A 21,346-nucleotide genomic window follows, 5' to 3' on the forward strand; every position below is an offset into this window, starting at 1 on the left:
CAGGCTGGACTTTGCACCAACACAAGATTACCCCATTCAAGTAACGTTATCAAAGGAAATGACATGGCGAAACCGGCAACCACACTCGTGCGAACATACACCGTCAGCCTGGGGTGTCCCAAAAACCGGGTGGACACCGAACGGCTGCTCGGCGCGCTCGGCTCGAACATGGTCCCGGCGGACGCCGTGGCCGACGCCGACCTGGTCCTGGTCAACACCTGCGGCTTCATCCAGCCCGCCATCGAGGAGTCCATCGGCACCATCCTGGACGTGGTCCGCGAGGCCTCGGAAGTGGCCGAGGGCCTGGGCCGCAAGCCGCTCGTCTGCGTGGCCGGGTGCCTGGTCTCGCGCTACGGCCAGGACCTCAAGAACGGGCTGCCCGAGGTGGACCTGTGGCTGAACACCGAGGAGATCGAGCTGTGGCCCGCCATGGCCGCCGAAGCCCTGGCCCTGAACCTGCCCGGCGACACACCGCGCAACCTTTCCACCGGCCCGGCGTACGCCTTTCTCAAGGTCTCGGAGGGGTGCTCACACAACTGCCGGTTCTGCACCATCCCGTCCATTCGCGGCCCGCACAAGAGCTGGCCGGTGGATTTCCTCCTGGACGAGGCCCGGCTGCTGGCTGGCCAGGTACCCGAGATCATCGTGGTCGGCCAGGACTCCACGGCCTACGGCTCGGACCTCGGCCAGGGTCACGACCTGCCCGCCCTGATCAAGGGGCTGGCCGCCATCCCGAACCTGGAGTGGCTGCGCATCATGTATCTCTACCCGGCCGGGCTGACCGAGTCCCTGCTCGGCCTGCTGCGCGACACGGGCGCGCCGTTCCTGCCCTATTTCGACATCCCGTTGCAGCACGCCCACCCGGACGTGCTCGCGTCCATGGGCCGCCCGTTCGCCCGCGATCCGGACAAGGTCGTGGACCGGGTCCGGTCCTTCTTCCCGGACGCGGCCCTGCGGACCACCTTCATCGTCGGCTATCCCGGCGAGACGGACGAACAATTCGAAGCCCTCATGGACTTCGTGCGCCGCACCCGGTTCCACCACCTCGGGGTCTTCCCCTACTGGGCCGAGGAGGGCACCCCGGCCGCGGCCATGGAAAACCAGGTCCCGGACGAGGTCAAACAGGAGCGCAAAGACCGGCTCATGGAGCTCCAGGCCGAGATCAGCGCCGAGATTCTGGAAGGATATGTCGGCGAGACCCTGCCCGTGGTCATCGAGCGGGAGTCGGACGAGTGGCCCGGCCTGTACGTGGGCCGCGCCTGGTTCCAGGCCCCGGAGGTGGATGGGGTGACCTATGTAGGCGCGCCGCCCGACACCCGGTTGGAGTTGGGCGACATCCTCGATGTGGAGATTGAGAAGGCGGACACGTACGACCTTTCAGGTCTTGTGTAGGCCTTCTGCGGAAAGAGAAGAGGAAAAGGAAGGCCGCCCTTGGGGGCGGCTTTTTTTGTGGGATAAAATGCGCGGTTGCACCGCTGAGAGCCGCTGTGCGGGGCTCAAGCCCCTGCACTTGCTCCATGCCCTCCCGGCGGGGTCCATTTTTTTGCTGGCCCAAAAAAATAGACGAAAAAAAGGGCCTTGGAGTGTAGCGCGGCCGCCCGGAGATCGGGGGATAAGAAGCTGATCCGCTCGGGCCGGCTCCCGAATCGAGGCTCGCTGCGCTCGCTGCGATTCGAAGAGCCGCCGCCCCTCGCGGTCAGCTTCTAACCCCCCGATCAAGGGCTCGTTTGGGTGCAGGGAAGAGGATTGGCGGGGAGCGGGAGGGCGTGCCTCGGTGCGAGGCGCTCCATGGCTGCCGAAATAAGTTCCTGCCGATCCCAACGCCAAACCGAATGCGGCAGCCCGATTCTTACAGACCGAGGACAGCAATCGGAAGCGGACCCTAGAGCCCGTCTCCGGCGGCGAAGCGCAGGCTGGATCGAGTCTGCGAAGCAGACATCCATCCAGTCAGCGAAAGCCGCCTACGGGCTCTTGGGTCCGCTTCCGACGCGCTCGCACCACAGCGCAGTTTTTGCTTCCTTTTTTCTGCGCCAGCAAAAAAGGAAGTCGCCGTAAAGGCGAAATCCAAAAGTAAGGCGGACAGCCAAAAGCCCCGACGCGGATGCGCGGACGCCCGCCCGCTCATGGCCTCTTCCGCCAGCCCATTCGCGACAAACCAATCCCCACAGAAGGAGGACAGCAATCGGAAGCGGACCCTAGAGCCCGTCTCCGGCGGCGAAGCGCAGGCTGGATCGCGTCTGCGCAGCAGACCTTCGATCCGGCCAGCGAAAGCCGCCTACGGGCTCTTGGGTCCGCTTCCGCGCGCCCGCACCACAGCGCAGTTTTTGCTTCCTTTTTTCTGCGCCAGCAAAAAAGGAAGTCGCCGTAAAGGCGAAATCCAAAAGTAAGGCGGACAGCCAAAAGCCCCGACGCGGATGCGCGGCCATCCCCCCGAGCTCAACAAGGCCCGCCGCCAGGCGAACCACCACAACCCGTCGTGGGTGCGCGGACAATCCCCCGCGCACCACCTCTTCACCCAAAAAGAAAGGGCCGGGAAAGCACTCGCTCTCCCGGCCCTTGTCGTCTCAAAAACCACCACGCCTGTTAAGGCGTAACCACTTCCAGCCCCCCCATGTACGGCCTGAGCGCCTCGGGAATGACCAGAGAGCCGTCGGCCTGCTGGTAATTTTCGAGCACGGCCACCAGGCAGCGGCCCACGGCCAGGCCGGAGCCGTTCAGGGTGTGGGGGTAGAGCTTCTTCTTGGAGTCCTTGGGCTGGAACCGGATGTTGGCCCGGCGCGCCTGGAAGTCCTCGCAGTTGGAGCAGGACGAGATTTCGCGGTACTTGCCCTGACCGGGCAGCCAGACCTCGATGTCGTAGGTCTTGGCCGCGGAGAAGCCCATATCGCCGGTGCACAGGGCGATGGTCCGGTAGTGCAGGCCGAGCAGCTCCAGGATGCGCTCCGCCGAACGGGTCATGTCCTCGAGCGCCTCATAGGAGTGGTCGGGATGGGCGAAGTTGACCATCTCCACCTTGTAGAACTGGTGCTGGCGGATGAGCCCCTTGGTGTCCTTGCCGTAGGAACCGGCCTCGGAGCGGAAGCACGGTGTCTGGGCGCAGAACTTGACCGGCAGCTTTTCCTCGGGGATGACCTCGTCGGCATAGATGTTGGTCAAGGGCACCTCTGCCGTGGGGATGAGATAGAATTCGCGCTCGTCGGTCAGCTTGAACAGGTCTTCCTCGAACTTGGGCAACTGCCCCGTGCCGGTCATGGTCTTCCTGTTGACGATGAGCGGGGGCAGGACCTCGGTGTAGCCGTGTTTTTCGGTCTGGGTGTCGAGCATGAACTGGGCCAGGGCGCGCTCAAGCCGGGCGCACCAGCCGAAGCTGATGGAGAACCGGGCCCCGGCCAGCTTGGCCGCGCACTCGAAGTCCAGGCCGCCGAGCGCGGTGCCGATCTCCCAGTGCTCCTTGGGCTCGAAATCCAGGACCGGCTTCTCGCCCCAGTAGCGCAGGACCGGGTTGTCCTCCTCGCCCGCGCCCTCGGGCACGGATTCGTGCGGGATGTTGGGCACGGCCATCATCCAGTCGAATTCGGCCTTCTCCACCTCGGCCAGCTCGCGGTCCAGATCCTTGGTCCGTTCGGCCACCCTGCCCATCTTGTCGAGCAGGTCCGAGACGTCCTCGCCCGCCCGCTTGCGCTTGGCGATCTCCGGGCCCACGGCGTTCTTCTCGGCCTTGAGGGATTCCACCTCACCGATAAGTTGTTTGCGCCGCTCGTCCAGTTCGGTGAATTCGGCCACGTCGATTTTCGAGTGGCGCTTCTCCAGGCTCTGCCGGACCATGTCCGGATTCTTCTGCATCAGTTTGAGATCAAGCATGACTAAAATATCTCCTCACGTTGCTTCGAAACAGGATGTATCCTAGGCAACGGCTTCTTTCAAGGCGGCAAGGACCCGGTCCCGGTCCATGGCCGTGGTGTCGATGACGGCCGCATCACTCGCCGCCCGGAGCGGAGCCACGGCCCGGTTGCGGTCCTGGTCGTCCCGTTTGGCGATCTGTTCCTTGAGCGCATCCAGGTCGGCGGGCTTGCCCATCCCCTGAAGCTGCAGGAACCGACGGCGGGCGCGTTCGTCCACCGAGGCGTCCAGGAAAAACTTGTACGGGGCGTCCGGGAAAATCACGGTGCCCATGTCGCGGCCCTCGGCCACCAGGGAATACTTCGCCCCGAGCGCCTGCTGGGCCTTCTTCAAAAAAGTGCGGATGACCGGCAGGGTGGCCATGTTCGAGGCCCACATGCCGACCTCCTCGGTACGGATCTCGTCCCCGATGGGCGTGCCGTTCAGGGACAGGACCGAGTCCTCGCCCACCCCGGACAGCCCGTACTCGAAGCCCGCCAGAGCCTGTTCCAGCCGTTCTTCGGGCCAGTCCCAGGCACCCTCGCCGAGTTTCCAGGCCACGGACCGGAACATGGCCCCGGTGTCCAGGTACGGGATGGACAGCAGCCGGGCCAACCGTTTGGCCATGGTGGATTTGCCCACTCCGGCCGGGCCGTCGATGGTCACGATCAGGGTGTCACCCATTGAGGATGTCCCCCACGGCCTGGATGAACAGCTCGTTCTCCTTGTCCGTGCCCATGTTCACCCGGATGCAGTCGGCCAGACCGAAGCTGCCCAGGTGGCGGACGATGATGCCCCGCTCGAGCAGGGTCTGAAAGAGCGTCTTGGCGTCCATGGGCGGCCGGACCATGACGAAGTTGGACTGGCTCGGCCAGACCTTGCACCCGAGCTTCGTCAGCTCCCTGGTGAAATACTCGCGCCCGCGCATGACCACGCTTAAGGTCTCGTTGAAGAAGGTCTCGTCTTCGAGCGCGGCCAGCCCGGCCTCCTCGGCCAGCAGGTTGACCGTGAACGGAATGCGCGCGTTCCTGAGCAATGCGGCCAGGCTCGCGGGCATGATCCCGTAGCCGAGCCGCATGCCCGCCAGGCCGTAGGCCTTGGAGAACGTGCGCAGGCAGACCAGGTTCTCGAACTTGTCGAAGGCCTGGACCGGAGAATAGGACTCGGGCGGCCAGGCGAACTCGATGTACGCCTCGTCCACGACCAGCAGGCAGTCCTTGGGCAGCACGCCCGCCAGCACCGTCAGGTCCTCCACCCCGGCGGCCAGCCCCGTGGGGTTGTCCGGGCTGGTGACCACGACCATGGCCGTGTTCTCGTCCGCGGCCTCGGCCAGCGCGTCCAGGGGCAGGGCGCAGTCCTCGCCGCGCGGGACCACCCGGTACTCCAGGCCGCACAGTTTGGCGCACATGCCGTACATGGCGAAGCTGTGCTCGTAAAAGACCACGTTGGACTTGCCCGGCACGGCCTTCATGCGGAAAAGCATGTCGATGATCTCGTCCGAGCCGTTGCCCACCAGTACGCACTCGGCGGGCACGCCCGCGGTCTCGGCCACGGCCTCGGTCAGCCTCGGCGTATGGTTCTCCGGATAGCGGAAGGCCCGCGCCGCGTTGCGCTCGATGGCCTTCATCACCAGCGGCGACGTGCCCAGCGGATTCTCGTTGCTGGCCAGCTTGATGACCGACGTGAGCCCGTACCGGGCCTGGATCTGCTCAATGGTCAGACCCGGCACGTACGGCGCGAAATCCATGATCTCCGGACGAACGGTAAATTCTCTCATCACTCTCTCCTCGAAAGATGGCCTCGCCGACGGGTGGCCTCCGGCGGCCGGGGCGCTGCCCCGGACCCTGCTGGGGCGCTGCCCCAGGCCCCGCTTAAGAACCTTCTGGAAAAGGTTCTTAAGAATCTCCAAAACTTTTTGTGTGCCTTCGGCAGGGCCGTGCGGACGCGAGCGGCCGTGCCTAGCCGCTTCCCTTGTACAGCCCCCGCTTCCCTCGCCCCGCGAAGCGCCCGAGAAGCTCAGGAGGGGAGAGGGATGAGGGTCCGGGGAAGGGAGAGGGAAGCCCTTACGAAGGGTTCCCTCTCCCTTCCCGGCCGCCGGAGGCATTCTGTCCATAAAAAAAGGAACGGCCGAGACCGTTCCTTTATATGGTTTAGGTCAGTCCGTAAAGGAACTAGCTGGGCCGGACGGTGAGGACCGGGGCCTTGGAGCTCTTGACGACCTTTTCGGCCACGGAGCCGAACAGGATGCGGTCGATGCCCTTGCGGCCGTGGGTGCCCATGACGACCATGTCGCACTTCTCGGCCTCGCAGATGGCCAGGATTTCCTCTGCGGGATAACCGGTGACGACCTTGCCTTCCACGTTGAGATCGTTGAAGTTCTCCTTGACAAAGGCATTCATGGTATCTTCGGCGCCGGTGACGATCTCGCCCACGAAGCTCTCAATGGAACTGGGCGGCACATGGAAGCCCACGTACTGGCTCAACGACGGCGCGACATACAGCACCAGGACCTGGGCCCCGGAGCACTTGGCCATCATGTTGGCGTAATCGGCGACCATGGGGCTATAATCGGAAAAATCGACCGCGCACAGAATCTTCTTGATTTCGGGCATGTGGTTCTCCTCCTTGCGTATTGTCTACCCCTCCAAACCATGCGGAGGGAAATGAATCCAGCCTATTCACTATATGCCTCTCCTGCCCCGGATAGACAACCATTTTCTTCTCCAGTACAGTTGCCGGGAGCCGGGGAGCCTCATTCCCGCTCCGGCGGCAGAATTTGCCGGGCTATTTCATAAAAAGAATAATATTTTCCAAGCGGTTGTCAATAGCCGAGCATTGGCAAGGTCTTTGCAGAATCTCAGGCAAACCACAGGATAGGAGTTGAACCATGAAGATCCGTCCTGATCAGATCGAGGGCGTCCAATCGGAACAAACGCAGCGCCGCAACAAGGCGAAGCAGTCCGACGCGGCCTTCGGGGATCTTCTCAACCAGGAAGTGGCCCGGGGGGAAAAGACTGTCCCGCCGTCCGTAGCGCCGCCCCTGGTCGTGAATCCCCTGCTCGCCGCCGGACATATCGCCGCCGTGCAGCCCGTCTCCGAAGATGGAGCACAGGTCGCGGGTCAGGTGGAATCCATCCTCGACAAGTGGGACGACTACGCCGCCACCCTCGCCGACCCCGAAGCCGGGCTCAAGTCCGCCTACGGGACCCTCGACGAAATCGCCGGCGACGTGGCCGCGCTCAAGGCCGAACAACCGGACCTCGAAAGCACCCACCCCGGGCTCAAGTCCATTGTCGACGAACTGGAAACCCTCGCCGCCACCGAACAGTTCAAGTTCAACCGCGGCGACTACGCCTGACCCGACCCACGACCCATTTCGCCCGGCCCGGCCCACTCACGTGGGCCGGGCCGCTCTTTCGAAGGCATGCCTCCGGCGGCCGGGGAAGGGAGAAGGACACCCTTTGAAAAGGGCTTTCCTTCTCCCCTTCCCCGGACTCCATCCCCTCATCCTTCCTAAACTTTTTATGCCGCTTCGCGGGAGCTATCCCATTACTATGGACCACCAATGAAGCAAGCCCCCCCTCCAGAGCGCACTCCCCCCTTTGGAGCGATTCGGGTGCGCAGCACCCGACAGCGGCTCTCTCCCCCGCGCTCGGAGTAGGCTTTGATTCGCCCCGTCCTGGGGCTCACCCCTTCGGGGCGTTGCGGAAAGACCGCAACGTCCAAATCCGCTGTCCTGCGGATTTGTCGAGAGTGGGTCAGCTGTGCATTTTTCGAGGGTTCGCCTGACCGCAGCGTACCCCCGTACGTGAGGATTAGGCGGACCCTCGAAAAATGTGCAGATGACCCGCTGTCGGAAGCCGCCCCCCTGCGAAGCCGGACATACGCAAAGCCCCCCGAAAGCAACACGGCTTCCGGGGGACCTACGAGCTCTATAACTTTGCCGTCTATTCGCCCAAATACGCTTTGCGTATATCAGGATTCGCCAACAACGCCTGAGCTTCGTCTTCCATGACGACGTTGCCTGTTTCAAGAACGTAGCCGCGAGTGGCGGCCTGGAGGGCGAGGTTGGCGTTCTGCTCGACCAGGACCACGGTGACGCCCTGCTCGTTGATCATCTTGACGATGTCGAAGATCTGCTTGACCAGGAGCGGGGCCAACCCCATGGACGGCTCGTCCAGGAGCAGGACCTTGGGGCGGCTCATGAGCGCCCGGGCCATGGCCAGCATCTGCTGCTCGCCGCCGGACAGGGTGCCGCCCAGTTGCTTGCGCCGCTCGCGCAGCTTGGGGAACAGGTCGAAGACGCGGTTCACGTCCTCCTTGACCCCGGCGGCGTCGCGGCGGAAGAACGCGCCCATGTCCAGGTTTTCGAGCACGGTCAGACGCGGGAAGATGCGCCGCCCTTCGGGCACCTGGCACAGCCCCATGGTCGGCAGGATGTCCGAGTTCACGGCGTTGATGCGCTCGCCCCGGTACAGGACGTCGCCCGAGACCGCCTTGACGATGTTGCAGATGGTCATCAGCGTGGTGGACTTGCCCGCGCCGTTGGCCCCGATGATGGAGACCACCTCGCCTTCAAAGACCTTCAGCGAGATGCCCTTCAGGGCCTGGATGCGGCCGTAGGCCGAGACCACGTTTTTCAGTTCGAGAATGGGCGTCTTGTCAGTCATGTATGGTTGCTTTCCCCGGACCCCATCCCCTCTACCCTCCTAAACTTTTTAGGCCGCTTCGCGGAGAGGGGTGGTTGTCTGTAGTAGTATTCTCTATGGGCCGGACTTACGCCTTGCGCCCATCACGCCGCCATCTCGTCTTATGCTGCCCCCTTCCCCCTGGCGGCGCGCCAAAAAGTTCGGGAAGGGGGTCCGGGGGAGACCTCTTTCAAGAGGTTTCCCCCGGTTCTTTTCTTAATCGGCTTCCTCGGACCGGCGGCCGACGCGTTTGGCGGGCCAGATGCCGGCCGGACGCACGAGCATCATCAGGGTCATGGCCCCGCCGAACACGAGCATGCGGTAGAGTTCGAATCCGCGGAAGAGCTCGGGCAGGGCCACCAGGGCGAGCACGCCGAGGATGACGCCGGGGATGGAGCCCATGCCGCCGAGGATGACCATGGCCAGGACCATGGCGGATTCCAGGAAAGTGAAGGACTCGGGGCCGACGAACTTCATGCGCGCGGCGAAGAACGCCCCGGCGAAACCCGCGAAGGTCGCGCCCATGGCGTAGGCCAGGAGTTTGAGCAGGAAGGTGTTCACGCCCATGAGCTCGGCCGCGGTCTCGTCCTCGCGGATGGCCTCCCAGGCGCGCCCGATGCGCGAATAGTTGAGCCGGTAGACCGCCAGGATGGTCACCACGGCCAGGGCGAGGATGACGTAGTACATGCTCGACAGGGAGCGGAACTCATAGCCGAAGAGCTCGGGCCTGGGAATGGACAGGATGCCGTTGGGCCCGTTGGTCAGGGACATCCAGTTGTTCAGGATGAGCCGGACGATCTCGCCGAAGCCCAGGGTGACGATGGCCAAATAGTCGCCGCGCATGCGCAGGGTCGGGTAGCCGATGATGCAGCCCGCGACGGCCGCGATGACGGCCGCGATGGGCAGGCAGAGCCAGAACGACAGGCCGTAATTGATGCTCAGGATGGCGTAGGTGTAGGCGCCCACGCCGTAGAAGGCGATGTACCCGAGGTCGAGCAGCCCGGCCAGTCCGACCACGATGTTCAGGCCCAGGCCGAGGCAGATGTAGATGAGCACGCTGATGGCCACGTCGTGGGCATAGCGCTGGGTGACCAGAGGATAGACTACGGCGGCAGCCAGGACGATGCCCAGCAGCAGCCATGTGGGGGCCTTTTCGTAGGCCCGGCTCAGCGCGTTGGTGGCCTGCTTGGCGGGTGTACCCACGGCGTCGAGGTAGCCCGCCTCCTTGACCTGATAGAAGAACATGATGAAGACGGCGGCCACGGCCACGTAGCCGAAGACCTTGAAGGTCGCGGTGAACTCCAGTCCATCCGGCTTGATGCCGAGCAGGGGCCACAGCAGCAGCAGGAACCAGGCCAGCCCGACGCCGCAGGCCAGCCACAGTCGTTTAGACTCGCGTATCGTCAACGTTCTCTCCCATGATGCCCGTGGGTTTGAAGTACAGCACGCCGATCAGGATGATGAAGGCGAACACGTCCTTGTACTCGCCGGAGATGTATCCGGCGGCGAAGATTTCGACCATGCCGATGATCAGCCCGCCGACCAGCGCGCCGGTGATGTTCCCGATGCCGCCGAGCACGGCGGCGGCGAACGCCTTGATGCCGGGCACGAAGCCCATGGTATAGTTGACCGAGCCGTAGTACAGGCCGACCATGATGCCCGCTGCGGCGGCCAGCCCGGCGCCCACGGCAAAGGTCAGGGCGATGATCCGGTTGGAGTTGATCCCGACCAGGGCGGACATGACCTTGTCCTGGGCCGTGGCGCGCATGGCCCGGCCTATCCGGGTCTTGAAGACCAGGATGTTCAGGGCCACGAGCAGGAAGGCGGTCAGGGCCACGATGAGAATCTGCATGTAGGAGATGGAGATGGCCCCGATCTCGAACCCGCCGGAGGTGATCTCCGTGGGATAGGGCCGGTCGTACACGCCCTGGGTGAGCATCAGCCCGTTCTGCAGGAAGATGGACATGCCCAGCGCGGACAGCAGCGCGGCCAGGCGCGAGGCCTGCCGGAGCGGCTTGTAGGCGAGCTGCTCGACGGCCATGGCCAGCAGGGCGCAGTAGCCCATGGACAGGACCAGGGAGATGGCCAGGCAGGCGTAGGGGTTCACCCCTTGCGAGGAAAGATAGGAGATCAGGATCACGCCCATGTAGCCGCCCGCCGCAAAGAACTCGCCGTGGGCGAAGTTGATGAGCTGGATGATGCCGTAGACCATGGTGTAGCCCAGGGCGATGAGCGCGTAGACGCCGCCGAGGGTGATGCCGTTGATCAGCTGTTGGAGAAAAAAGTCCATGTTGTTCCAGTATCCGGGACCCCGCTTGAGCGGGGTCCCGGTTGGTTAGACGGGTTGAAGGTCTAGAGCTTTTGGCCGGTCAGGGAGTTCCAGTAGGGCACGAACTTGCCGTCCTGGACCTTGTACACGGTGTAGTTGGAGCCGGAGTCGCCGTTCTCCTCGTACTTGATCTGCTTGGAGGCGCCGGTGAAGTCGAGCTTGAGCAGCGCGTCGCGGACCTTGGCGGGATCGGTGGTGCCCGCATCCTTGACGGCCATCAGGTACGCGGTGGCGGAGTCGAAGGCATAGGCGGAGTAGGCGCCGGGCTCGTTGCCGGTCTTGGCCTTGTACTTGGCCAGGAACTCCTTGTACTTGGGAGCGTTCTTGTCGATGGCGCCGAAGGTGCAGAACATGCCCTCGGCATCACCCTTGGCGATCTCGATGAGTTTCGGATGGTAGACGGCGTCCTGGCCCATGAGGATGGCGTCGATGCCCATGCGCTTGGCCTGGATGACCATGAGCGCGCCGGTGGCGGAGTTCTGCAGGGAGATGTAGAGCAGGTCCGGATGGGCGGCCTTCACCTTGGTCAGCACGGCGGAGTAGTCCTTGTCGCCCTGGTTGACGTGGTCGTGTTCCAGGACCTTGATGCCTGCGGCCTCTGCGGCCTTGGCGACGCCTTCGGCCAGGCCCTGGGAGTAGGTGGTCTTGTCGTCGACGATGAAGATGGTCTTCACGCCCTCGACGTCCTTCATGAACTTGACGGCGGCCGGGGCCTGGTGGTCGTCACGACCGCAGGTGCGGAACATGTACTTCAGGCCGCGTTCGGTGACCTTGGGGTTGGTGGAGGCCGGGGTCAGCATGAAGATGTTCTCCTCGGCCAGGGTCTCGGAAGCGGGAATGGTCGAGCTGGAGCAGTACGCGCCGACAACGGCGGTGACCTTCTCGTTGATCAGCTTGTTGGCTGCGGCAACGGCCTGCTTCGGGTCGCAGGCGGTGTCTTCGGAAATGATCTCGATCTTGGAGAAGCCGGGGATGCCGCCGGCCTCGTTGAAGACCTCCACGGCGATCTCGGCACCCTGGCGGATGTCGTTGCCGTCTGCGGCGTAGGGGCCGGTCAAGGGGGACATGGTGCCGATCTTGAGGACTTTCTCGGCTTTTTGCTCTTCGCCGCCGCAGCCTGCCAGGAGCAGGCCCAGAGCGAGCAGGGCAACTGCGAGTACCAGTAAACGTTTCATAAACACTCTCTCCATTCGTTGCGGTTCAGCCAGCCTCTCTTTACTGGCCCAAATATGCCTCAATCACGTCGGGGTTCTTCTGAATCTCTTCAGGCAGCCCCTCGGCGATCATTACGCCGTGGTCGAGTACGACGATGCGGTTGCAGATGCCCATGACGACTTTCATGTCGTGTTCGACCATGAGCACGTTGATGCCCAGGTCGGTGATCCGGCCGATGGACTCCATCAGCTCCTTGGACTCGGCCGGATTCAGACCGGCTGCGGGCTCGTCCAGCAGGATGGTATGCGGCTCGCTGGCCAGGGCACGGGCGATTTCGAGCCTGCGCTGGTGGCCGTAGGGCATGTTCGAGGCCACCTCGTCGGCCCGGCGGCCCAACCCCATGAAGTCGAGCGCCTTCTGGGACTTCTCGATGATCCGTTCCTCCTCGCGCCGCTGTGAGGGGCTGCGCAGGATCGCGCCCGCCACGCCGGATTTGGAACGGCTGTGCTGGGCGACCATGCAGTTCTCCAGCGCGGTCATGTTCTGGAAGAGGCGGATATTCTGGAAAGTCCGGGCGATGCCCATGGACAGGACCTGATAGGGCCTGAGCCCGGTGATTTTCGTGCCGTCGTAGGAGACCGAGCCACTGGACGCCTTGTACACGCCGGTGATAACGTTGAACACCGTGGTCTTGCCCGCCCCGTTGGGACCGATCAGCCCCACGACCTCGCCCTCGGACACGGAAAAGGCCACATCGGTCAAGGCCTGCAACCCGCCGAAGCGGACACAGATATCGTCAAGAGTGAGATTTGCCATATTTACCTAATTAAATAGTAGAAATCATCCGCCACGCCAAGAGGGGCAGATCCCCTTTCTGCATTTCAATCGTCTGAAATGACGGTCCTTTTGGGATTAGACGCTATTACTTACCTTATTTGGCAAAAAAAGTCTAATGCTCGCTTAATTTCTGGTTCACCAGGTGAAAATTTGGCAAAATTGAAAAAAGAGTGAATTTTATTCATCGACTGTCCGGGATTACGCGGGCAAAAATGCGTTTTATTGTGAATTCGTGACTTCCGGTCACGATCGTGCCAGAATCTGCATGGTATTCCCGGTGCGCCGGACGGCGCACGTGTGTTCAGACAGACAAAGGAGCTCAACAATGGCAAAAACCATACTCATCACCGGCGCCACCGCCGGGTTCGGACAGGCCATGGCCCACCGCTTCGCGGCAGAGGGCTGGAATCTCGTCATCACCGGCCGCCGCGCCCAGCGCCTTGAGGAACTCAAGGCCGCGCTCGCCCCTGCCGAGGTGTACACCCTGGCGTTCGACGTGCGCGACCGCGGGGCGTGCGAGCAGGCCATAAAAACCCTGCCCGGCGCGTTCGCGAACATCGACGTGCTGGTCAACAACGCGGGCCTGGCATTGGGCCTGGAGCCCGCCCAGGCGTGCGATCTGGACGACTGGGAGACCATGATCGACACCAACATCAAGGGGCTGACCTACATGACCCGCGCCGTGCTGCCGGGCATGGTCGAGCGCAACACGGGCCACGTGGTCAACCTCGGGTCCGTGGCCGGGACCTACCCCTATCCGGGCGGCAACTGCTACGGCGGCACCAAGGCGTTCGTGAACCACTTCTCCAAGAACCTGCGCGCCGACCTGCTCGGCACCAAGGTCCGGGTGACCAACATCGAGCCCGGCCTGTGCGAGACCGAGTTCTCCGTGGTCCGGTTCAAGGGCGACAAGGCGGCTGCGGACAAGGTCTACGAGGGCACCCAGCCGATCACCCCCGTCGACATCGCCGAGTGCGTCTTCTGGACCACCAACCTGCCCGCCCACGTGAACATCAACTCCCTTGAGGTCATGCCCGTGCAGCAGGCCTTCGCTCCATTCGCCATTTCGCGCGACAAGTAGACCACACTGCCGCAAGACCAAACAAAAGGCCCTCTCGAACCGAGAGGGCCTTTTTTCCTGCCGTCCCGCCATCCCCAAGCAGCATTCCAGTATCGTTGCTCAGTCGCGGCGGGCGGTGTGAAATTACGACCTGCCCTTGAAGCCGGCAGCCCCTATTCCGGCCCCGGCGGTCTTGACCGAGGTGACGAAGGCGTTATGCTGGAGCATCCGGTTGCCGGGCTGATCGGCCATGTCGAGGCGGTCCGGATCGTCGGGCATGAGGTCGCCCCGCCCGTTCTTCTCCTGGTCGCCCGGCCCGCCGAAGGCCTGATTCTCGGCCTTCTTAGCCGCAGCCTGATCCTTGGCCTTTTCGACGATGTTCTCGCCCATGGGCATCTTGGTGATCTTTCTGATCTGCTTCTGGATGTCCCTGAGTTCGGACTCCTGACCGGAAGTCAGGCCGTCCTCGGCCTGGGCGGCGAGAGCCTCGGCCCGGCTCTGGAGCATCTCGACCTTGGACTTGTCCTCCTCGGACATCCCGCCGGGCACGTACCCGGAGCCCGGCCGCGCCTCCTGGCGCTGCCGCTCCTCTTCCGCGGCGATGGAGCCGAAGAGGTCCTTGCGCCCCCCCTCTTCCCGTCCCGCACGAGCCTTGCTGATGAGGTTTTCGAAGCCGTAGGGTGACGACGTCAAATCACCTGATATATTCATATTCACTCCCTGGGTAAATATTTCTCCGTCCCACTGATAAGCAAGAACCGCTCCGGACATTTTTACCCATCCTCCCGCCGACACACACTATTCCCACGAAACAACCCAAAGTATGCCTACCAGGACACAATCCCCCCACACCTGTGGCATCAAGACCCACGCTATGCTAAATATTTCCACCTTAACCCGATCTTACTATCTTTTAAAAAATACCCGCCCCTCACCTTCTCAGCCTCCCCCACGGAGCGCCTTTGAGGGCAATGCCCCAAACAGCAACTCTCACCCCACCTCCCCATGGAGCGCCTTTGGGGGCAACGCCCCCCAAACAGCAACTCTCATACCCCCTCCCCATGGAGCACCTTTGGGGGCAACGCCCCCCAAACAGCAACTCTCACCCCACCTCCCCATGGAGCGCCTTTGGGGGCAACGCCCCCAAACAGCAACTCTCATACCCCTCCCCATGGAGCGCCTTTGGGGGCAACGCCCCCCAAACAGCAACTCTCATACCCCCTCCCCATGGAGCACCTTTGGGGGCAACGCCCCCCAAACAGCAACTCTCACCCCACCTCCCCATGGAGCGCCTTTGGGGGCAACGCCCCCCAAACAGCAACTCTCATACCCCCTCCCCATGGAGCGCCTTTGGGGGCAACGCCCCCCAAACAGCAACTCTCATACCCCCTCCCCATGGAGCACCTTTGGGGGCAACGCCCCCCAAACAGTAACTCTCACCCCACCTCCCCATATGGAGCGCCTTTGGGGGCAAAGCCCCCCAAACAGCAACTCTCACCCCACCTCCCCATATGGAGCGCCTTTGGGGGCAACGCCCCCAAACAACGGCTCTCACCGCACGGAGGCTGGGGAGAGTGGGTCAGATGTGGATTTTCCGGGGGCCGCTTTGACCGCAGCGTACCCCCCAGTACGTGAGGATCAAAGCGGCCCCCGGAAAATTCGCAGATGGCCCGCTATCGCCAGCCGCCACCCCCGGACCGACGGCGCAAAAAAAGGCCCCGCGCATATGCGCGGGGCCTTGTTTTTGCGTCGGATGGTCCGGGGCTACCAATCGCCGCCGAACGCATCGGAACCGAGACCAAAATCGGCCTCGGGCTCGCCGCCGACAGCCGGGCCGTCTGCGGAAGCGTCGCCAGCGGGGGCGGCAGCGCCATCACCGGCCACGCCGGCCACGACCACGCCCTGGCTCTTGACCTTTTCCACTTCGGCCATAAGGTCGTTAAGCTTCTTGGTCATCTCGTCGAGCTTGGTGGAGGCCACGGTGACCTTCTGCTCACCGGCGGCATTGGCCGCGTCCACGGTCTTGATCTTGGCTTCCATGGGTCCGATCTTGGCGGCCAGTTCCTTTTTCTCGGCTTCCAGGGTCTCGACCTGGGCCTTGAGGGCCGCGTTGTCGGCCTTGAGAGCGGCCAGGATGTCCAGGACGGCCTTGGCGCGGACGGCCTCGGACTCGGGCAGGGCCTCGATCTTGACCTGGTTGCCGAGCTTGGAGATGTCGCCCTCGGCGTAGGCGGTCAGGCCGGGTTCCTGTTCGTAGATCCAGGCTTTGGACAGGGCCTGCGCCACAGGGGCGACGTCGGCGTCCAAAGTTTCAGCCTGGGTGATGTAAGCCAGCATATCGAGCTGAGTCTGGTCGGCGGCCTCGCCGCGCAGCACAGACACGAAAGCGTTCATGGGGAATACCTTAGCTTCAGCCATTTGATGCCTCCTTAACTAAGTAAGCTTCGTTTGTATGTTCACCCAGGCGACTATTTGTCGGCGCCCATGGGGATGCGGCCAATCTTCTTGGCGTAGGACAAGGCCACGGTGCGGTAGACCAGGTGGCCCAGCTTGGACCACGGCAGGTACGCCAGCAGCATGAACACGCTAATCAGATGCACGTAGTAGATCGGGTAGGCCAACAGGGCCACGCCCAGCAGACGGAATACGAAGGCGCCGAGACCGGTCAGGAAGATGGTCCAGATCAGGGTCAGCAGGTACCAATCGTACCAACTGGAGGACTGCTTGGACTGGTCCAGGTTGACCCGGCGTTTGGTCAGGGCCAGGAGGCCGTAGATGCCCAGGCCCGCGCCCACGTAGGCCAGCAGCTTGACCGGCGACCACCAGGGCATGGGGGTATGGCCGATGGCGGCCAGGATGTTGCCCAGTCCTTCGGCGCCGATCTGGCGGAAGAACCAGCCGCCCCAGTGGCCGGCGGCGACCACGCCGGTGACGACCATGAGGGCGATGAAGGCGAACATGAGCCAGCGATGACCGGTGGCCCGATTGATGTCGAGCTCGTCGGAGTCCTCGTCGGTGCAATCCAGGAACTGGGTGTGCTGGAGGATCTCGTACTTGACCGTGTCGATCAGGCAGGCGCAGAAGCTCGGCTCGCCCTTGCGGCCCACGATGAAGGTCTTGGGCTGGTCGTCAAAGGCCTTGAGCATGTTCCGGACGCCCGCGTAGAAGCCCCAGAGCATGAACAGGAAGACCAGTCCGAAGATCGGGTCGATGAAGTAGTCGCCGACAAACAGGCCGCCAAAGGCGATCTGGCCGTCAGCAACGGCTTTCCACGCGTGCGTCGCGTGGTCGAACTCGAAGGTGGGCAGGAAGGAGCCCAGACGCGAGGCCTGGAGAATCCAGATCAACGCGTAGATGATCGCCGGGATGGCGGCCAGGGGCAGCAGCCCGCTGGAGCTGGACATCCACTTGCCGATGATCGGCAGCGGGGCCAGGTTGCGGTAGGCCATGTTGCGCAGGGCGGACAGCAGGTCGCCCGGCTTGGCGCCGCGCGGGCACAGGTCGGAACAGGTGCCGCAGTTGTGGCAGAGCCAGATATCCATATCATTGACCAGGCGGTCCTTGAGACCCCACTGGGCCCAGACCATCTCCTTGCGGGGATACGGGCTGTCGGCGGGGGACAGGGGACAGACCACCGAACAGGTGGCGCACTGGTAGCACTTCTTCAGGGAGTCGCCGCCCACGGCCTGCAACTCTTTAACGAACTTAAGGTCCGGTTGTACCTTGACGGTATTGGACATGCCGTACCTCCTAGTAACCCTTGAACGGGTTGGGGCCGAAGTTGGTGGTGATGTTCTCGACGAACTCATCGATCATTTCAGGTACCTTGTCGTACATGTCGATGGAGACCTCGTACTGCTCGACGCGTTCGGGTTCGACACCGAGGCGTCCCAGGGACTCCGCGATGTTCTCCTTGCGGCGGTTGCACAGCTCGGAGCCCTTGACAAAGTGACACTGGTAGTCGTCGCCGTACTTGCAGCCGAGCAACATCACGCCGTCAACGCCCTTGCTCATGGCGTCGGCGACCCAGATGGCGTTGACCGAGCCGAGGCAGCGCACCGGCAGGAAGCGGACATACGGGGACCAGGACTTGCCGCGCATGGCAGCCATGTCCAGGGCCGGGTAGGCGTCGTTTTCGCAGGCCAGGACGATGATGCGGGGACCGCCCTCGTCCAGGGTGTCGGGAACCTTCACTTCCTTGATGGCCTGGCCGATCTGGCTGATGCCGTAGTTGGCGAAGCTGATGACGCGCTCCGGGCAGGCACCCATGCAGGTACCGCAGCGGCGGCAGCGGGTCGGGTTGGGCATAGGCGTGCCCTTCTCGTCGTCGTCCAGAGCGCCGAACGGGCATTCCTCGGTGCAGCGCTTGCACTGAGTGCAGCGCATGAAGTTGAACTCGGGGAAGCTCAGGTCGCCGGACCGGGGATGCACGGACACGCCGCGGTTGGCGGACTCGATGCACTGGATGGCCTTGAGGGCGGCACCGGCCGCGTCCTCGGCGGCGAGGCCCAGACCCATGGGCTGACGCACGCAACCGGCGGCGTAGACGCCCGTGCGGCGGGTCTCATACGGGAAGCAGATGTAGTTGGAATCCGCGAATCCGTCGAACAGCTCGAGGTCCGGGAAGGCCGGGCCCTGGCGGTAGACGAAGTTCATGGTCGGATCGGCCGCGGTGGTCGGGACGATGGCGGTGGGTACCACGACCATGTCGGCGACCAGTTCGACGTCCTCGCCGAGCAGTGTGTTCTTGGCCTTGACGACCACGGAGGAACCGGCCTCGGAGACTTCCGTGACCGTGCCCTTGGTCAGCATGACGCCCGGATCGTCCTGGGCGGCCTGATAGTATTTCTCGTTGATGCCGGGGACCATCATGTGGTCATAGACGATGTAGGCCACGGCGTCGGGGGCGAGTTCGCGCACGTAGTTGGCCTGCTTCAGGGCGACCAGGGAGGTCAGCTCCGAGGAGTAGGCCAGGTGCTTGGCGGATTCCTTGTCGGCGTACTGGTAGGTCTCGCACTCGTCCGAGCACTGGGACTCGTCGTCTTCCTTGCAGGGCATCTCCTCGGGTCCCTCGCAGGCTTCGCCGCAGGGATCGTAGGACACGTTCTTGGTCAGCAGGGAGGTGTCGACGATGAAGGCCACGGAGGACGGGGTCCTGCCGTCGGCGGTCTTGATGCCGCCGTTGGCCGCCATGTTCTCAAGCTCGGCGGTGGTGACCACGTTCTTGATGGTGCCGTAACCCAGCGGGGCCAGGAACTTCTGCTTGCCCGGAATCCAGCCGGTGGCCATGACGACCGCGCCGATCTCGTATTCCTTGCCCGCGATGGTGGCCTTGTACTGGGCCGGCGCGCCAGCCAGGGAATCCAGGGTGGCGCCGGTGATGACCGTGATCTTGTCGTTGGCCTCGACCTTGGCGATGACGTCCTTGATGTTGATCTGCTGCTCGCGCTCGGAATAGGGCGCGCCCAGCGGGAAGGACTTGTACATGGTGGCAGCCTTGCCGCCCAGGGTCTCGGCCTTTTCGACCAGGACCACCTGGTAGCCCAGGCTGGCGGCGTTCAGGGCCGCGTTCAGGCCGGTGAAGCCGCCGCCCACGACCAGGACGGTCTTGAAGGCGTCGGGCAGTTCCGGCGCGGGAATCCGGCTGTTGGCCAGCTTGATGATTCCCATGTTGCAGTAGTCCTTGGCGATGACTTCCATCTGGCCGGGGAATTTGGGGTCTTCCTCGTAGGACCAGACGCACTGCTCGCGCAGCGAGACGCGTTCCACCTGGACTTTGTCGCCGAACTTGAAGACGTCCCACTTGGCGCGGGGCGAGCAGGCGCAGCAGACCACGCCGTCGAGTTCGTTTTCGGCGATGTCGGCCTCGATCATGGCCTTGCCCTCCGGGCTGCACAGCACCGGGTTGGACTTGGCCACGGCAACAACGGAGGAGTGTTTGCCGTTGGCGCAGAACTGGGCCAGGGCGTCGACATCAAGGTTGGCCCCGATGTCACAGCCTCCACAGATATATACTCCAAGCTTTTCAGCCATTGGTTACCTCCCTACCACGGTTTGAATCGCCTTCATCGCGGCGGCGGTGCCGGACTGGGCGGTCTTCATGACATCAAGAGGCTGCTTGGCGCAACCGGCGGCGATGATGCCCTCGCCGTCTATGACGAAACCGTCGGCGTCGATGGCTCCGGCCGGAACCTGGAGGCCGGCGCAGCTGGGCTGCATGCCGGTGGCCAGCACGACCATGTCGTACTTCTCGTCGGTCTTGATGCCGGTCAGGGCATTTTCCACGGTGACGATCGGATTGCCGTCGGCGTCCTCGACGATGGCGGCCACCTTGCCCTTGACCAGGCTGAGCTTGTCGTCAGCCTCGGTGATGGACTTGAACTTGTCGTAGCGGCCGGGGGTGCGCAGGTCGATGTAGTAGATCGTCGCGCTCGCGTCGGAACGCTCCCGGACATAGCGGACATGCTTGAGCGAAGCCATGCAGCAGATGTACGAGCAGTAGTTCAGGTGGTTCTGATCGCGGGAACCGGCGCACTGGACAAAGGCGATCTTCTGGGGCTCGGCGCCGTCGGAAGGCCTCTTTATCTTGCCGCCGGTCGGGCCGTTGGGCGCGCACAGACGCTCGAACTGCATGTTGGTGACCACGTTCTTCAGCTTGCCCCCGCCCAGGTTGGTCAGGTTGGCCACGTCGTAGGGCTTCCAGCCGGTGGCCACGACGATGGCGCCGACGGCCAGATCGATGGACTTGGGCGCGTCATCGGTATCCACGGCGTCGTACGGGCAGGCGTTCTTGATGGCGGCCAACTCGGTCTCGGAGGCATTCTCGGCGTCCACCACGTAGCGCATGGGGAACATGAAGGGATGGGTCTTGTACGCCAGGCCGCGGGAGCCGGTGCCGAAGTCGAACTCGGAAGTCACCTTGGTGGAGGTGGCCTTCTCGCACTCGCCGCAGGCGGTACACTTTTCGTTCACGTAGCGCGGGCGCTGCGTGATCTTCACGTCGTAGTTGCCGGCCGAGCCGGAAACCGACGTGACGTCGGCCATGGTGATGACCTTGACGTTGGGGTTGTTTTTGATGCGCTGGAACTGAATCTCCAGACCGCAGGAGGGGGGGCACAGCTTGGGAAAATACTGGTTCAGCTGCGCAACCCGTCCACCGAGGTAGGGATTGGTTTCAACGATGTACACCTCGTAGCCGATTTCGGCGGCTTCGAGGGCGGCGGTGATTCCTGCGAATCCTCCGCCTACGACGAGAATACTGTTATTCGACATTCTCTTAACTCCTCCCGAATAAAGTTGAGGCTCAAGCCAAAAAATGGCCTAAACCCGGACCGGGAGCGGTTTTCCCGGCCCGGCTTCAGACCATTTTAGCCCCGGTAATTTTAAGAGAGCGCGGGT

General features: G+C 63.2%; 17 protein-coding genes. 3 read left to right on the plus strand and 14 right to left on the minus strand.

The window, feature by feature from the left end; all coding sequences use genetic code 11:
- Positions 1-63: 63 nt before the first annotated feature.
- Positions 64-1,392, plus strand: a complete 1,329-nt coding sequence (gene rimO / locus V8V93_RS01020; RefSeq protein ID WP_338668507.1) for a 30S ribosomal protein S12 methylthiotransferase RimO — start codon at positions 64-66, stop codon at positions 1,390-1,392.
- A 1,191-nt stretch (positions 1,393-2,583) separates the two neighbouring features.
- Here rimO and serS read toward each other — a convergent pair.
- The 4 genes from serS to V8V93_RS01040 form a co-directional block, all read right to left on the minus strand.
- Entirely contained in the window at positions 2,584-3,861 is a 1,278-nt protein-coding gene (gene serS / locus V8V93_RS01025; RefSeq protein WP_338668508.1) for a serine--tRNA ligase, read from the minus strand.
- A 42-nt stretch (positions 3,862-3,903) separates the two neighbouring features.
- Positions 3,904-4,563: a (d)CMP kinase gene (gene cmk, locus V8V93_RS01030; RefSeq protein ID WP_338668509.1), complete on the minus strand. Its 660-nt coding sequence runs from the start codon at positions 4,561-4,563 to the stop codon at positions 3,904-3,906.
- The gene (gene hisC / locus V8V93_RS01035) at positions 4,556-5,656 is read right to left on the minus strand and encodes a histidinol-phosphate transaminase (protein ID WP_338668510.1); all 1,101 of its coding nucleotides are present in this window, start codon (positions 5,654-5,656) and stop codon (positions 4,556-4,558) included. Before hisC ends, cmk begins: the two co-directional genes overlap by 8 nt.
- 394 nt (positions 5,657-6,050) lie before the next feature.
- The gene (locus V8V93_RS01040) at positions 6,051-6,491 is read right to left on the minus strand and encodes a universal stress protein (protein ID WP_338668511.1); all 441 of its coding nucleotides are present in this window, start codon (positions 6,489-6,491) and stop codon (positions 6,051-6,053) included.
- Between the two features lie 275 nt (positions 6,492-6,766).
- On the opposite strand from V8V93_RS01040, the gene V8V93_RS01045 reads away from it, so the two are divergent.
- Positions 6,767-7,237 carry a hypothetical protein gene (locus tag V8V93_RS01045; protein WP_338668512.1) on the plus strand — a complete coding sequence of 157 codons (471 nt, stop codon included), beginning with the start codon at positions 6,767-6,769 and terminating at the stop codon, positions 7,235-7,237.
- 589 nt (positions 7,238-7,826) lie between these two features.
- Here V8V93_RS01045 and V8V93_RS01050 read toward each other — a convergent pair.
- From V8V93_RS01050 to V8V93_RS01070, 5 genes are all read right to left on the minus strand, one after another.
- Positions 7,827-8,549, minus strand: coding sequence for an ABC transporter ATP-binding protein (locus tag V8V93_RS01050; protein ID WP_338668513.1), 723 nt, complete (start codon positions 8,547-8,549; stop codon positions 7,827-7,829).
- Positions 8,550-8,783: 234 nt separating this feature from the next.
- Positions 8,784-9,974 carry an ABC transporter permease subunit gene (locus V8V93_RS01055; RefSeq protein WP_338668514.1) on the minus strand — a complete coding sequence of 397 codons (1,191 nt, stop codon included), beginning with the start codon at positions 9,972-9,974 and terminating at the stop codon, positions 8,784-8,786.
- A complete protein-coding gene (locus V8V93_RS01060; RefSeq protein ID WP_338668515.1) occupies positions 9,955-10,857 on the minus strand; it encodes a branched-chain amino acid ABC transporter permease in 903 nt (300 codons plus the stop codon). Before V8V93_RS01060 ends, V8V93_RS01055 begins: the two co-directional genes overlap by 20 nt.
- A gap of 62 nt (positions 10,858-10,919) precedes the next feature.
- Positions 10,920-12,071 carry a branched-chain amino acid ABC transporter substrate-binding protein gene (locus V8V93_RS01065; protein WP_338668516.1) on the minus strand — a complete coding sequence of 384 codons (1,152 nt, stop codon included), beginning with the start codon at positions 12,069-12,071 and terminating at the stop codon, positions 10,920-10,922.
- 40 nt (positions 12,072-12,111) lie between these two features.
- Entirely contained in the window at positions 12,112-12,867 is a 756-nt protein-coding gene (locus V8V93_RS01070; RefSeq protein ID WP_338668517.1) for an ABC transporter ATP-binding protein, read from the minus strand.
- Between the two features lie 346 nt (positions 12,868-13,213).
- Here V8V93_RS01070 and V8V93_RS01075 point away from each other — a divergent pair, with 346 nt between their 5' ends.
- On the plus strand, positions 13,214-13,969 hold the full coding sequence (locus V8V93_RS01075; RefSeq protein WP_338668518.1) for an SDR family oxidoreductase: 756 nt from the start codon (positions 13,214-13,216) through the stop codon (positions 13,967-13,969).
- Between the two features lie 123 nt (positions 13,970-14,092).
- Here V8V93_RS01075 and V8V93_RS01080 read toward each other — a convergent pair whose 3' ends face one another.
- The 5 genes from V8V93_RS01080 to V8V93_RS01100 form a co-directional block, all read right to left on the minus strand.
- Positions 14,093-14,659, minus strand: coding sequence for a hypothetical protein (locus V8V93_RS01080; protein ID WP_338668519.1), 567 nt, complete (start codon positions 14,657-14,659; stop codon positions 14,093-14,095).
- Between the two features lie 1,053 nt (positions 14,660-15,712).
- Positions 15,713-16,366 carry a hypothetical protein gene (locus V8V93_RS01085; protein ID WP_338668520.1) on the minus strand — a complete coding sequence of 218 codons (654 nt, stop codon included), beginning with the start codon at positions 16,364-16,366 and terminating at the stop codon, positions 15,713-15,715.
- Between the two features lie 50 nt (positions 16,367-16,416).
- Positions 16,417-17,688, minus strand: a complete 1,272-nt coding sequence (gene qmoC / locus V8V93_RS01090; protein WP_338668521.1) for a quinone-interacting membrane-bound oxidoreductase complex subunit QmoC — start codon at positions 17,686-17,688, stop codon at positions 16,417-16,419.
- A gap of 10 nt (positions 17,689-17,698) precedes the next feature.
- Positions 17,699-19,981, minus strand: coding sequence for an FAD-dependent oxidoreductase (locus V8V93_RS01095; protein WP_338668522.1), 2,283 nt, complete (start codon positions 19,979-19,981; stop codon positions 17,699-17,701).
- 3 nt (positions 19,982-19,984) lie between these two features.
- A complete protein-coding gene (locus tag V8V93_RS01100; protein ID WP_338668523.1) occupies positions 19,985-21,220 on the minus strand; it encodes a CoB--CoM heterodisulfide reductase iron-sulfur subunit A family protein in 1,236 nt (411 codons plus the stop codon).
- Positions 21,221-21,346 lie beyond the last annotated feature (126 nt).

Source organism: Pseudodesulfovibrio sp. 5S69 (genome assembly GCF_037094465.1).
In the GTDB taxonomy this organism is placed as follows: Bacteria; Desulfobacterota; Desulfovibrionia; order Desulfovibrionales; family Desulfovibrionaceae; genus Pseudodesulfovibrio; species Pseudodesulfovibrio methanolicus.

Excerpts from the sequence above, each read along its gene's own strand:
- rimO (WP_338668507.1), top strand. The coding sequence starts at position 64 with ATGGCGAAACCGGCAACCACACTCGTGCGAACATACACCGTCAGCCTG.
- serS (WP_338668508.1), bottom strand. The coding sequence starts at position 3,861 with ATGCTTGATCTCAAACTGATGCAGAAGAATCCGGACATGGTCCGGCAG.
- cmk (WP_338668509.1), bottom strand. The coding sequence starts at position 4,563 with ATGGGTGACACCCTGATCGTGACCATCGACGGCCCGGCCGGAGTGGGC.
- hisC (WP_338668510.1), bottom strand. The coding sequence starts at position 5,656 with ATGAGAGAATTTACCGTTCGTCCGGAGATCATGGATTTCGCGCCGTAC.
- V8V93_RS01040 (WP_338668511.1), bottom strand. The coding sequence starts at position 6,491 with ATGCCCGAAATCAAGAAGATTCTGTGCGCGGTCGATTTTTCCGATTAT.
- V8V93_RS01045 (WP_338668512.1), top strand. The coding sequence starts at position 6,767 with ATGAAGATCCGTCCTGATCAGATCGAGGGCGTCCAATCGGAACAAACG.
- V8V93_RS01050 (WP_338668513.1), bottom strand. The coding sequence starts at position 8,549 with ATGACTGACAAGACGCCCATTCTCGAACTGAAAAACGTGGTCTCGGCC.
- V8V93_RS01060 (WP_338668515.1), bottom strand. The coding sequence starts at position 10,857 with ATGGACTTTTTTCTCCAACAGCTGATCAACGGCATCACCCTCGGCGGC.
- V8V93_RS01065 (WP_338668516.1), bottom strand. The coding sequence starts at position 12,071 with ATGAAACGTTTACTGGTACTCGCAGTTGCCCTGCTCGCTCTGGGCCTG.
- V8V93_RS01070 (WP_338668517.1), bottom strand. The coding sequence starts at position 12,867 with ATGGCAAATCTCACTCTTGACGATATCTGTGTCCGCTTCGGCGGGTTG.
- V8V93_RS01075 (WP_338668518.1), top strand. The coding sequence starts at position 13,214 with ATGGCAAAAACCATACTCATCACCGGCGCCACCGCCGGGTTCGGACAG.
- V8V93_RS01080 (WP_338668519.1), bottom strand. The coding sequence starts at position 14,659 with ATGAATATATCAGGTGATTTGACGTCGTCACCCTACGGCTTCGAAAAC.
- V8V93_RS01085 (WP_338668520.1), bottom strand. The coding sequence starts at position 16,366 with ATGGCTGAAGCTAAGGTATTCCCCATGAACGCTTTCGTGTCTGTGCTG.
- qmoC (WP_338668521.1), bottom strand. The coding sequence starts at position 17,688 with ATGTCCAATACCGTCAAGGTACAACCGGACCTTAAGTTCGTTAAAGAG.
- V8V93_RS01095 (WP_338668522.1), bottom strand. The coding sequence starts at position 19,981 with ATGGCTGAAAAGCTTGGAGTATATATCTGTGGAGGCTGTGACATCGGG.
- V8V93_RS01100 (WP_338668523.1), bottom strand. The coding sequence starts at position 21,220 with ATGTCGAATAACAGTATTCTCGTCGTAGGCGGAGGATTCGCAGGAATC.